Origin of the sequence: Roseivivax sp. THAF30, from assembly GCF_009363575.1 — a bacterium.
GTDB classification, from domain to species: Bacteria; Pseudomonadota; Alphaproteobacteria; order Rhodobacterales; family Rhodobacteraceae; genus Roseivivax; species Roseivivax halotolerans.
In genome coordinates, this window is the sequence record NZ_CP045389.1 from 1071746 (window position 1) to 1083682 (window position 11937).

At 65.1% G+C, this 11937-nt stretch carries 13 protein-coding genes; 4 read left to right on the forward strand and 9 right to left on the reverse strand.

What is annotated here, in order from left to right; all coding sequences use genetic code 11:
• Window positions 1-131 precede the first annotated feature (131 nt).
• Window positions 132-1202, forward strand: a complete 1071-nt coding sequence (locus FIU91_RS05140) for a phosphotransferase (protein WP_152461698.1) — start codon at window positions 132-134, stop codon at window positions 1200-1202.
• Here the strand turns inward: FIU91_RS05140 and FIU91_RS05145 are convergent.
• Complete coding sequence (locus tag FIU91_RS05145) at window positions 1199-2191, reverse strand: type I glyceraldehyde-3-phosphate dehydrogenase (RefSeq protein ID WP_152461699.1); 993 nt, start codon at window positions 2189-2191, stop codon at window positions 1199-1201. The genes FIU91_RS05140 and FIU91_RS05145 overlap by 4 nt on opposite strands.
• Window positions 2192-2279: 88 nt before the next feature.
• Window positions 2280-3146, reverse strand: a complete 867-nt coding sequence (metF, locus tag FIU91_RS05150; protein ID WP_093010236.1) for a methylenetetrahydrofolate reductase [NAD(P)H] — start codon at window positions 3144-3146, stop codon at window positions 2280-2282.
• A 95-nt stretch (window positions 3147-3241) separates the two neighbouring features.
• Between metF and FIU91_RS05155 the strand changes: the two genes are divergently transcribed.
• Together FIU91_RS05155 and FIU91_RS05160 are read left to right on the forward strand one after the other, a co-directional pair.
• Window positions 3242-4147 carry a LysR family transcriptional regulator gene (locus FIU91_RS05155; protein ID WP_152461700.1) on the forward strand — a complete coding sequence of 302 codons (906 nt, stop codon included), beginning with the start codon at window positions 3242-3244 and terminating at the stop codon, window positions 4145-4147.
• 71 nt (window positions 4148-4218) lie between these two features.
• Window positions 4219-4533 (forward strand): ArsC/Spx/MgsR family protein, encoded by a 315-nt coding sequence (locus FIU91_RS05160; protein WP_093010233.1) that lies wholly within the window; start codon window positions 4219-4221, stop codon window positions 4531-4533.
• A gap of 3 nt (window positions 4534-4536) precedes the next feature.
• On the opposite strand, the gene FIU91_RS05165 is transcribed toward FIU91_RS05160, so the two are convergent.
• The 5 genes from FIU91_RS05165 to FIU91_RS05185 all read right to left on the reverse strand — a co-directional run bounded on the left by FIU91_RS05165 (window position 4537) and on the right by FIU91_RS05185 (window position 8012).
• Window positions 4537-5088: a DoxX family protein gene (locus FIU91_RS05165; RefSeq protein ID WP_152461701.1), complete on the reverse strand. Its 552-nt coding sequence runs from the start codon at window positions 5086-5088 to the stop codon at window positions 4537-4539.
• Window positions 5082-5834 carry a DNA-binding domain-containing protein gene (locus FIU91_RS05170; RefSeq protein WP_152461702.1) on the reverse strand — a complete coding sequence of 251 codons (753 nt, stop codon included), beginning with the start codon at window positions 5832-5834 and terminating at the stop codon, window positions 5082-5084. Before FIU91_RS05170 ends, FIU91_RS05165 begins: the two co-directional genes overlap by 7 nt.
• A complete protein-coding gene (locus FIU91_RS05175; RefSeq protein ID WP_152461703.1) occupies window positions 5831-6682 on the reverse strand; it encodes a DUF692 family multinuclear iron-containing protein in 852 nt (283 codons plus the stop codon). Before FIU91_RS05175 ends, FIU91_RS05170 begins: the two co-directional genes overlap by 4 nt.
• 62 nt (window positions 6683-6744) lie before the next feature.
• On the reverse strand, window positions 6745-7044 hold the full coding sequence (locus tag FIU91_RS05180) for a DUF2282 domain-containing protein (protein ID WP_152461704.1): 300 nt from the start codon (window positions 7042-7044) through the stop codon (window positions 6745-6747).
• Window positions 7045-7367: 323 nt separating this feature from the next.
• Window positions 7368-8012: a ribonuclease T2 gene (locus FIU91_RS05185; protein ID WP_152461705.1), complete on the reverse strand. Its 645-nt coding sequence runs from the start codon at window positions 8010-8012 to the stop codon at window positions 7368-7370.
• Window positions 8013-8123: 111 nt separating this feature from the next.
• Here FIU91_RS05185 and FIU91_RS05190 point away from each other — a divergent pair, with 111 nt between their 5' ends.
• Window positions 8124-8888, forward strand: a complete 765-nt coding sequence (locus tag FIU91_RS05190) for a DUF1013 domain-containing protein (protein WP_152461706.1) — start codon at window positions 8124-8126, stop codon at window positions 8886-8888.
• 163 nt (window positions 8889-9051) lie between these two features.
• On the opposite strand, the gene FIU91_RS05195 is transcribed toward FIU91_RS05190, so the two are convergent.
• Together FIU91_RS05195 and FIU91_RS05200 are read right to left on the reverse strand one after the other, a co-directional pair.
• Window positions 9052-10998, reverse strand: coding sequence for a PhoX family phosphatase (locus FIU91_RS05195; RefSeq protein WP_152461707.1), 1947 nt, complete (start codon window positions 10996-10998; stop codon window positions 9052-9054).
• Between the two features lie 163 nt (window positions 10999-11161).
• Window positions 11162-11917, reverse strand: a complete 756-nt coding sequence (locus FIU91_RS05200) for a hypothetical protein (protein ID WP_152461708.1) — start codon at window positions 11915-11917, stop codon at window positions 11162-11164.
• Window positions 11918-11937 lie beyond the last annotated feature (20 nt).

The following is an 11937-nucleotide window of genomic DNA, read 5'->3' on the forward strand; positions in this document are numbered from 1 at the left end:
GCGTCTTGCCTACCTCCCAATCGTGAAGCTTTTACCTACGGTTTCCAACGCACTTTCTATTTTCAGGGCTGCTGCCGCAATCTCACCGCATAATCGCCGCGTCCGAAGGATAGGGAGATTGTCACGCAGCGATGCGACAGCTTCCGGCGCAGCGAGGTCACGACGTGGCGAAACCGAGCCTGCAAGAACTTGCCTCCGCAAACGAGGCACGCATTCTGCGCGTGCTCTCGGTGGCCGAGGCTGTCTGCGGTGAACCGGTCAGCGATGTCGAATCGCCCGGCGGGGTGTTCCGGGCCAGCCTGCGGCTCAAGATCGATGGACGCAGCGTGATTGCGACCGCGCGCAGCCAGGGGCGCACGGCACGCGAGGAAGCGCTGGTTCTCAGGGCGCTCTCGGACATCACCGACCGCGTGCCCGTGGTTCTGGGCTGTCAGTCGGGCGTTCTGTTGCAATCGGATCTCGGCCAGAACCGGCTCGACCTCGCGATTGCGCGGGCACCGGTGGGACGCCAAGCACTGCTCGCCGAGGCCGCCGCGTCGAGCCTTGTCGATCTGCACGCGGCGGCCGATCGCACCGCGCTGTCACGCGCGCTCGATCCGCTTGATGATCCCGAAGAGCAGGCGGCGCGGCGTATCCTCTCGGCCGACGCGCTGGCCCCTTTTGCAGCAAAGGGCGAGGTGGTGTTCGACCGGGCAGCCGTGATGCGCGCGCTTTGCGCAATCCCGCGGGCTTTCGTCAAAGGAGATTGCCGTCCCGCGAATGCGACGCTCGGCGCTGACAGGCGCGTTCGCTGGTTCGACTTTGAAACCTGCGGGCCTGGTCCGCGCGTGCGCGATTTCGCCGAGCTGATTGTCGACCCGGTCTGGACACTGCCGCCAGACCGGCTCTTCGCTTCTGTCGGAGCACGGGCCGGCTGCGCCCATGCAGCCCTTTCGCTGCATACGGCCTTGAGGGCGGCAGAAGCTCTCGAACGGCTGATGACCGAGGCGCAGGTCCATGGCTGGCAGTCACGTGCGCAAGTGCTGGTCGAGGATGGGCCTGGCGCGAATGCAGCCTTCGCGGCGCGTATTGCCGACATGGGCGCGATGGGCGCGGGACAGTCGCGGCTGCTCGAACCGCTGGTCCTGCCATTCTCGCGCGCCGCGCGGCATTTCCGGCAGGTTGCGCGACAACCGGGCCGGACAGGGACGCGCTGCTCCTAGCCGTGCTCTCGCACATGCATCAGCCGGGCCATGTCGAGCATCCGCGCGGAGAAGCCCCATTCGTTGTCGTACCATCCGAAGATGCGGAGCTGCCGATCCCCGACAGCCATCGCCTCCTGCGGCGCAAGGACGATGCTTTCGGGACGTGCCCGCAGATCGACCGAAACGCACGGATCCTCGGTGAGGCCGATCACCGCCGAGGTGTCGGCGAGGGCGCGCACAGCGTCCGCGGCGTCAGATCCGTGGGGGCGCGTCAGTTGCACCACCAGATCGACCGCCGAAACCGAGATCGAGGGCACCCGCACCGCCGCGCCAGTGACGCGGCCTGCGAGCTCCGGCAGCACATGGTCGATGAGCTTCGCCGCGGATGTCGTCGTCGGGACCATCGACACCGCCGCTGCGCGCGAGCGTTCGAACGGGCCGCGCGGCTTGTCGACGGTCGGTTGGCTGCCGGTATAGCAGTGGACCGTCGTCATATGTCCCGTCTCGACCCCGTAGGCGGCATCGAGCGCTTTCAGAAGTGGCGCAAGCGCATTCGTCGTGCAGGATGCGTTCGAGACGATGCGGGCGTCGCCCAGCATGTCCTCGTTCGCGCCGAGCACCAGAGTGCGCTCGGCGTCGAGGCACGGGCCCGAGATCAGCACGTTGCGCGCCCCTGACGCCAGCCCCGCCTCCGCCGCTGCCCTTGCATCTGCCGCACCGGTGCAGTCGAGTAGAATATCGACCTCCGACAGATCGAGATCGGCGGGCGTTTCGGCCGCGTGGAATGGCATCTCGTAATCGTCGACGGTCAGGTGTCCGTCCGAAGTCGTGGTTTTGCCGGGATAGGGGCCGTAGACGCTGTCATAGCGAAAGAGGTAGGCGCAATCCTCGAGCGGCGCGATGTCGTTCAGAAGCACGACCTCGATATCCGCATGGGCCGGATCGCTCAGGACCTGGCGCAGGATCGTCCTGCCGATCCGTCCGAACCCGTTGATCGCAATCCGCATGTGATCCCCCGAAAACAAAATGCGCGCGCCCTGAGAAAGGCGCGCGCGCGGTCTGAGTTCAAGCGCGGAATTGTACCGTCACAAAGGCTCAGGCGACGTTTTCGAGGCGGGTCTCCGGGGTGACGCCGAGCGCGAAGCAGACGTCGCGCGTGAGCTCGGGGCGGTTCAGCGTGTAGAAGTGCAGCTTGTCGACGCCGCCCTCGATGAGATCGGTGCAGAGTTCGGTGCAGAGCGCTGTCGCCAGCAGATCTTCGCGACCGTCCCGTTCAGCCGCATCGAACGCCTCGATCACCCAGGCAGGGATCTTCGTGCCGCAGCTTTCCGCGAAGCGACGTGCGCCTTTCCAGTTCTCTATCGGGAAGATGCCCGGAACGATCGGCTTGTCGATCCCGGCCTTCTCGCAGGCATCGCGGAACCGGAAGAACGTCTCCGCCTCGAAGAAGAACTGCGTGATCGCCTCGTCCGCACCCGCATCGAACTTGCGCTTGAGATATTCGACATCCGCAGTGTCGCTGGGCGCTTCGGGGTGGATATCGGGATAAGCGCCAACGCGGACCGTGAAATCGCCCGTCTCTTTCAGCGCCGCGATCAGCTCGCAGGAATTGGCGAAGCCGCCATCGGTGGGCGTGAACCGGGTTTCGCCCTTCGGCGGGTCGCCGCGAAGCGCCACGATATCCGTCACGCCGACCTCTGCGAAGCTCCGCGCGATGCCCAGCGTCTCTTCGCGGGTGGCGTTCACGCAGGTCAGATGCGCCGCTGTCCGGAGGCCCGAATGCTTGTGAATCGCGCTCACTGCCTCGCGCGTCAGCTCGCGGGTGGTGCCTCCCGCGCCATAGGTCACTGAGACGAAACGCGGGTTCAGCGGTGCGAGCGTCTGCACCGTGTCCCAGAGCCGGAACGAGGCTTCGATGTTTTTCGGCGGGAAGAACTCGAACGAGATCTCGGGGCGGGTCATGGACGGGCTTCCTTTTGCTTTCCATTGCTTGTCGCATGGCGAGAAAAGTGAGACAAACTCATAAATCTCAAGAACAACATGAGACGAACTAAGAGATGCACATCGAGTTCCGCCATCTACGCACGATAAAAGCCATTCACGAGGCAGGCGGGCTGGCGCGCGCGGCAGACCAGCTCAATATCACGCAAAGCGCGCTCAGTCACCAGATCAAGGGGCTTGAGGATCAGGCCGGGGTGGAGCTTTTCGTGCGGCGCTCCAAGCCGATGAAGCTCTCGCCGGCCGGATTGCGCCTCTTGCGGCTCGCCGAGCAGGTGTTGCCACAGGTCGAGGCGCTGTCGGCCGAGTTCGACGGTTTGCGAAAAGGCGTCTCGGGCCGGATGCATATCGCGATCGAGTGTCACGCCTGTTTCGAATGGCTCTTCCCGGTCCTCGAGGCTTTCCGCAAGTCCTGGCCCGATGTCGATGTCGACATCCGTCCCGGTCTTGCCTTCGACGCGCTGCCTGCGCTCCTGAAGGAGGAGGTGGACCTCGTCGTCTCGTCCGACCCCGAGGATCTGCCCGGGGTCACCTTCACCGAGCTCTTCGACTACAACCCGGTCTTCGTCGCCGCCTCGGCGCATCCCCTGGCTCAGAAACCCTATATCGAGGCGGAGGATTTTCGTGGCCAGACGCTCATCACCTATCCGGTGGAGCGCTCCCGTCTCGACATTTTCTCCCAGCTTCTGACGCCCGCCAAGGTGGAGCCGGCCGCCATCCGGCAGGTGGAGCTGACCGCCGTCATCCTCCTGCTCGTCGCCTCGAACCGGGGTATATCGGTTCTGCCCGATTGGGTCGTGCGGGAGGTGAAATACAATTCCGATTACGTCACGCGCCCGCTGACGAGAAACGGCGTCACGCGCAGGCTTTATGCCGCGACCCGCACCGCCGATCAGGGCAAGGGCTACGTGCAGGAGTTGATCTCGCTCGCCCGCAAGGAAGCAGGGCGGCTGCAGGCGGCCTGAGCTTTGTGGAACCGCAGGCGCGATGTCCCTGTTGGCCCCCGATACCAATGACGGCAGAGCGGAGACCATTCATGAAAATCTACGGCATCAAGAATTGCGACACCTGCAAACAGGCGCAAAAAGCGCTTCCCGACGCGGAATTCGTCGATGTGCGCGAAGACGGCATGCCGGGCGAGGTTCTGGCCGATGCGCTGGAGCGTTTCGGAGACCGGATGCTGAATATCCAATCCAAGACTTATCGCGAGCTCTCCGAAGAGGACCGCAAGAAACAGCCCGTCTGGATCATCGGCGCGCATCCGGCCGCGATGAAGCGCCCGCTGATCGTCAAGGGCGACGAGATGTATCTCGGCTTCGGCGCTGACACGCGCGAGGCGCTCGGGGTGTAAGCCTCAGGCCGGCTGCAGCCGGCCAGCACCGGAGGCGCGGCGCGCGAGGACCTGGTCGACAGACAGCGCGCCCGCCCCCTTCACCGCGATCAATGTCAGCGCAAGCACCCAGAACGCCCGCTGATCGAGAATGACCCCATCCGGTAACCGGTCGAACCAAGCGCCCAGCGTTTCTGTATGTGCGATACCGCCATGACCGTAGAGATCGGTCAGGCTCTGGATGATGATGAACCCGATCATCGCGATCGCCGCCGGCCGGGCAATCAGGCCGATCACCAAGAGAAGCGGAAGCACGAATTCGGCATACGTGCCGGCAAGCGCGACGAGGTAATGAAAGCCGCCGAGCTGGCTCGCGTCATAGCCGACCGCCTCGAATGCCCTTGGAAAGATCTGTGCGTAGGCTCCGAGCGAAAGGCTGACCGGCCCTCCATCGAGCTTCGTCAGCGCCGCGTGCCAGTAATAGACGAGCAGAGTTGCCGCGAAGACGAAGCGGGCGATCAGCGGCAGCACGAGGTCGCGCGCATCCGCGGGTGTGAAAAAAAGGCGGGTCAACATGAGGCGGCTCCGGTCTCTGGCGCGGCCAGCGCGCCGGTTTCGAGAAGTAGGGTGAGCGTGGCAGGCAGATCGAACTTCGGGCCTGCGCGCTCCTGTGCCGCGCCGAAGGTCTCGCCCGCGCCAAGCGCCGAAAGGAAAGCATAGGCGCCCTGCGGCAGAAGGTACGGCGCGGGATCGAAATGGGGCCGCAGAATCGCGACCGCCTCTCCGCCACCTGTCGGTTTGTCCTGCGTTTCGCCCATCGTGAAGGCGCGGATCTGGTGAATCGGCCAATTCGACGAAACAAGCCGTAGAGAATGGGCAAGCGTCAGGTGCAAGGCTGCGAGGTCGTCTTCCTCGAGCCCGGTCAGAGCGGCGGGATCGAGCGGGGTGTGATCGGCAGCGTGGTAGCTCTCGCGCATCGCGAGATCGACGCGCGCGATGTCCGAAAGGTAGGGCAGATGCGCGAGCGGTGGAAACGCGGCAAGGAAGGCCGGGAACGCTCGGCCATATTGCGCCAGGATCGGGCTCGTCGGCGGGCTCTGACGGATGAAAACGCTGGCGACGCGGCGCAGGTTCTCTTCTCCGATGAGGCGTGTGACGGTCGGAAAGCCGGTCTCGATCGCATCTGCCAGCGAGACGGCCACGTTGTTGCGATAGACGTTGTAGCGCCGATCAGCGCACCGCCCCGCGCCACCAGAAAGCCCATGCGGGATCGCGGCAGATGGCTCCATGAGCGCCGCGCGGAATTCGCACTCGCGGCTCATGCAAGCACCCGCGCGAGCGCCTCGTCGGCCCTTCGAGCCTCTTCGGCCAGAACCGGCCAGGCAGGCACGTCCGTGTCCCATTCGATAAGGACGGGGCGCGGTCCGGTGCGGCTGAGCACCTTGTCCAGCAGCGCCCAGACCGGATTCGCCACCTCGCATCCGTGGCTGTCGATCAGCAGCGGCGCGCCGTGATCGTCTGCGTCCTCGTCATGCCCGCCAAGATGGATCTCGCCCACCGCCTCCAAGGGGAAGGCCTCGATATAACCCTCGGGAGAGAAGCCGAGATTGGTCGCCGAGACGAAGACGTTGTTCACGTCGAGAAGCAACCCGCAGCCGGTGCGGCGGACAAGCTCCGCGAGAAATGCGGGTTCGTCCCAGGTCGATTCGGCGAAGGCGAGGTATGAGGACGGATTCTCCAGCAGCATCTGGCGGCCGAGCGCCTCCTGCACCTCGTCGATATGCGCGGCGACGCGGGTCAGCGTCGCGTTCGTGTAGGGCAGGGGCAGAAGATCGTTGAAATAAGCACCGTCATGGGTCGACCAGGCGAGATGCTCGGAAAACGCGGCAGGCTGCACCCGGTCCAGGAGCAGCCGGAGCCGCGCCAGGTGGTCGCGATCAAGCGGACCCTCGCCACCGATGGAAAGCCCGACACCGTGAACAGAAAGCGCAAAGCGTTCAGACAGAGCGGCAAGCTGGGCCTGCGGGCGCCCGCCATCGCCCATGTAGTTCTCGGCGTGGATCTCGAGCCAGCGGACGGGTCCGGGGCCGCGCATCAGGTCGTCGAAATGGCGCGATTTGAAGCCGATGCCCGGCGCCTGGGGCAGGGCCGTCTGGTTGAGATCGAACATGGCGATGCGTCCTTGCGGTGCGGGGGGAGGCGCGGGGCAGCCTTCTGCCCCGCGCGATCGGATCAGCCGGTCGGCAGGTCTCGGTCGAGCTCCTCGAGCGAGCCCTCGCGCGGCGTGCCATCGGCCATCTGCGGCAGATCGATCTCGGTGCAGGTGCCTGCTTCGACGAGGGTCCAGGCATTGCCCTGGTAGTCGACGGTCGAGGTGCCCGCGCAGGTCGTACCGGGGCCGGCGGCGCAATCGTTCTCGCCGGCGAGCGAGACGCCGTAGCACTTCTCTTGGGCCTGGGCATGGGCACCGGTTGCGGCGAAGCTCGCGGCGACGGCACCGACGAGAGCGGCGGTCTTGATGGTCTTGGACATGGATGTCTCCGTTGCGGCATTCGGGGTCAGAGGCCCGCCGGGCAGGCCGGTCGGGCTGGCCCAAGCCTGACCCGCGACCTTGCGCCGCGCCATTCACGGGAGCGTCAATCACGGACGCCTGACCCTTTCGCAGGTGCGACAGGTTCCGAGGAGTCCCGTAGGATCGTTTAATATCAATGGGTTGTTTCGGCTTCGAGACTTGGCCGCGCGCAAGCCGATGTAACACTCAGCGATGAAAGTGGCGTGAATGTTGCAAAGTCGCGCTTGCGCCGGAGGCGCATCGCGGGTCGCTCTCACGCAATGTTACAAACGCGCGCTGCGCCTCAGGGGATCGGATCCATCAGCGCATCCCGCGCACGGCAGTCGCGCACCACATCCGCGCCGCAGGTCACGGGCTCCAGATCGCGGGTCAGGCAGAGCCGCGTCTCCTGGATGCGTCCCTCCCGGCAGGTGATGGTCAGCATGTCGGGCTCGAGATCGGGATTGTCCCGCAGGAACGCCTCTTCAACCACGGCGGCGGGCAGCGTCACGGGGTCTTTCAGACGGCGGAACACCTCGGGCAGCACGACCGCCTCGAACGCTTCTTCTGCGGTCTCGTAATAATCAGTGGCACTCAGCCCCGAACAGGTGCCGTGCTTCTTCCACTGATGCCAGGCGAGGCCGGACGTGCCCATCACATCCGCCATATCCGCAGTCATCGCGCGCGACGGCGGGCCATGGGGCGTCCGGCAATAGGACGGCCAGCCCGTCTCGAATTGCGGCCAAAGTCCGTGCAGGATCCAGCCGGCATCCCGCTCGGGCGCGCATTGCGGCGAGCCCCGCGCGTCGCCTTCGAGCGCGCACCAGGTCGGAGACCAGCTCATCGCTAGGACGTAATAGTCGAACTCGCCCGCGATCTCGCCCTCTGCCAGCGCAGGTGCGCCAAGGCAGATCATCAGGCTCGCGATTTTCTCTTTCCACCGGATCATGGCGTGACTATATAGCGCCCAAGTTCCCCGACAACGGAAACCGACCCGGATCGTCCGGGTGCCCTGGGCCAGACGCCCCGGGCCACGAAGAAGACATGCGAAGGAGACATCATGGCCAAGCTCTTGCACCCCAAGGCGACCGCCGTCTGGCTCGTGGACAACACCACGCTGACGTTCAAGCAGATCGCCGATTTCACCGATATGCACGAGCTCGAGATCCAGGGCATCGCGGATGGCGACGTCGCCGCCGGCGTGAAGGGGTTCGATCCCCTGTCGAACAACCAGATCGCACCCGGCGAGATCGAGAAGGCCGAGAAGGATCCGCTCTACAAGCTGAAGCTCAAGCACAACCCGGCCGCGGTCGACGAGGACAAGCGCCGGGGTCCGCGCTATACGCCGCTGTCCAAGCGCCAGGATCGCCCTGCCTCGATCCTGTGGCTGGTGAAGTTCCACCCCGAGCTGTCTGACGCGCAGATCTCCAAGCTCGTTGGCACCACCAAGCCGACGATCCAATCGATCCGCGAGCGCACGCATTGGAACATCTCGAACCTGCAACCGATCGACCCGGTCGCGCTGGGTCTGTGCCGACAGTCAGAGCTCGATGCCGCTGTTGCCAAGGCCTCCAAGAACCAGGAGCAGGTGATGAACGACGACGAGCGCCGCAAGCTTGTCTCGACAGAGCAGTCGCTCGACATGGATCCCGAACCGCGCCTGCCCTCCAGCATGGAAGGGCTCGAGAGCTTCTCGCTCTCCGATCCGCGCGACGGCGAGGACGACGAGGAAGAGAAGGGTAACCAGAACTACGCGGATGCCGATTCCTTCTTCAACCTGCCCGATGACGACGATGAGGGTGAGGACAAGGACGAGCGCGGCTGAGATCGCCCGTCCAGCGCTCGGACAAAGGCCCGCTTCGGCGGGCCTTTATCGTTTGAAGCCGGGCAGCGACAGGATGTGGCACGACTGCGCTAGACGCCGTGTCAGCCTCTTTTGAGCAGGTGCCTCCCGATCTCGACGACCGGGAGGCTCTTGATGCAGGCGATCAGCCGACAGCGGCGCCGTCGGTCCGCTTGACCGTCACGATGGCCGAGCGGGGCAGCATGCCTTCGCCGTCGGGGAACGGGGCGCCCGGGTGCTGGATGCCGACGAACATCGTGCGTCGGTCGGACGACCAGGTCAGGCCGGTCACTTCGCTGCCGTTCGGGCCGGTCAGGAAGCGGCGGATCTCGCCGGTCTCGGGATCGCCCGCGAGCATCTGGTTGTTGCCCATACCCTCGAAATCGCCCTCATTGCTGTCGTCGCCATCGGTCTGGATCCAGATGAGGCCGGTCGTGTCGATCTGCATCCCGTCGGGCGAGTTGAAGAGGTTCCCGGCGTTGATGTTGTCGGTCCCCGCGTAGGGCCCGTCCGTGTGGACGTTCGGGTTGCCGGCCATCACGTAGAGATCCCACTCGAAACCGTCGCTGCCGTGGTCGCCGCCCTCGGGACGCCAGCGGACGATCTGACCGTACTCGTTGGTCTCGCGCGGGTTGGGCGCGTTGACCTCCATCGGATCGCCGCCCGCATTGGTCAGGACATTGCCGCTGTCGTCGGTCGCGCCGCGCCGCGAATTGTTGGTGAGGCAGCAATACCCTTCGGGCGCAGTCGGGTTGACGGCGATCCATTCGGGCCGGTCCATCGTCGTCGCGCCGACGGCCGAAGCCGCGGTGCGCGTGAAGATGGCGATCTCCGCGGCGTCCATGCCGGTCGCCTCGGGCGTCAGCGCGACCCAGCGGCCGCTCTGGTCGTCCGAGAAGCTCGCGGCGTAGAGCTGGCCCTCGACCAGCAGCGTCGAGGTGTCGCCGCCCTCTTCGTAGGCATCGCGGCTCACCCACTTGTACATGAACTCGCCGCGCTCGTCATCGCCCATGTAGACGACGAGACGATTGTCCCCGGCCAGCGCGTAGGCGGCGTTTTCGTGCTTGAAGCGGCCGAGCGCGGTGTGCTTGACGGGCGTCGCGCTTGCGTCGCTGGGGTCGATCTCGACGATCCAGCCGGCGCGATGCGGCTCGTTGGGGTTCGTGCTGACGTCGAAGCGCGAGTCGTAAAGATGGTAATTGTAGCCCCATCCCTCGGCGGAGATGCCATAGCGGGCGTAGCCTGCCGCGACCTTCTCGTCCGTCGGCATCTCGCCGGTGGCGCCGAAGTAGCCGTTGAAGTTTTCCTCGCAGGTCAGGTAGGTGCCCCACGGCGTCCGGCCCGAGCCGCAATTGTTGAACGTGCCAAGCGATTGCGTGCCCGTCGGATCGTCCTCGGTCTGCAAAAGCGCGTGGCCGGCAGCGGGGCCGTCCAGCATCATCGGCGTGTTATGGGTGATACGGCGGTTGTAAGGGCTGTCGATGACGACGGACCAGCCGCTCTCGCCCTCTTCGACCTCCATGACTGTCACGCCTTGGAAGTTCTGCAGGCGCAGAACGTCATCGGCAGAGCTGGGGCTGCGCTCGTCCTCGAGGCTGTCAGCCGCTGCGGTGGTCGAGCCGACGAGGTTAATGTCGTTGTTGGTGTATTCGCTGTTCACCACGAGGATCTCGCGACCATCGACCGAGAACAGCTCCATCCCGTCGGTGTTCTCACCGAAGACGCGGTCGGAGCCTTCGGTCGGAATACCCGTGTCCTGGCTGAACTCGGGCGCATCCGAGAAGAGCGGATCGCCCCAACGCACCAGCACTTGCCAGTCGTAGCCATCGGGCACGTGGATCGTGCCATCGGTCTGCGCGGCGATCTGTTCGAAGGGGAAGCGTCCCGCCCCTTGGGCAAGCGCGGTCGATCCCTTCAGGCCGGTCAGGCCCATGACGGCTGCGCCGGAGCCGAACGCAAGAACTCCGCCCAGAAATCCGCGGCGAGAGATCGCGCGCTCTACGACACGATCGAAGTCCTGCGTCTTGGCGCGCGGGAACCGTGCCTCGTCCCACTCATCGAACGTGAGACCGTGATGCTTGTCGTCTTTCATTTCGTCCATCCCTGGTGTGCGATCTGTCCTGTGGTGGACGCCCATCCGTCCGCCAGAGATCAAGCTAGCCGGTGTGTTTGACGGCGGCATGACAAAGGGGCGCGTGCGCCGTCAGGAACCGACAAGGTGAATGGAAGTCGAGAGCATCGCTCAGGCGGCTTTGTCATGGGGTGTTTTCGCAGCCGGCTTGCCGGTCAAGCGCCGTGAAATCCGCACGCCACGATGTGAGCGGCGTCAGAAAATCGTGGATCGCAGACAGTTTGGAGGCGCTTTCGGTGGCGATCGCCCCGGCGTTTCCCGCGCTTCCGGTGCGCCAGCGCGCAGATCCGATCACACGCTCGTTTACCGCAAAGCCCGGCAGGACGCAGCTTTCCGCATTGCAATAAACGACGAGCGGCAAATTGCCCCCGAAAGGAGAGCGCAATTGGCAGGAGATCTCGGCTGCATTCGGCGACTCGGCGCACAGGTAGTCGGATCCCCGCGTGATCCGTGCCTCGCCCGGCGCAAGCCGCGTGCGATGCGTCTCGGCATGACCCTTCGTCACGGCGGCGATATCGTCAACCGCGGCCAGGCGCAGCGCCTCGAGCGCGGTGGGCAGAACCGACGGATCGTAGGCGATACTGCGCGTGATCGGGATCGGATTGCCGCGCCCGTCCTTGGCCACGTCCCGCGCATCACGGCAGACCGTTTCTTCCCTCAAGAGAAGCGGCGTTTCCTCGAAATCTTCTGCGCGAAAGGTCGGGCCGCCCCGGACGGTCATCTCGGGTGTCGCGACGCCGAAATCGACGAAGCGGTAGAAATCGGGGCAGGGCGCGGCGGAGGCGAGACCGGGACCGAAGCTCAACGCGGCGAGAAGAAGCGTGACACGGCGCATGGGACCCCAGACATGACGCGCGACCGACACGGCCGCGATGCCCACCAGTTAAGCCTGAACCTCAT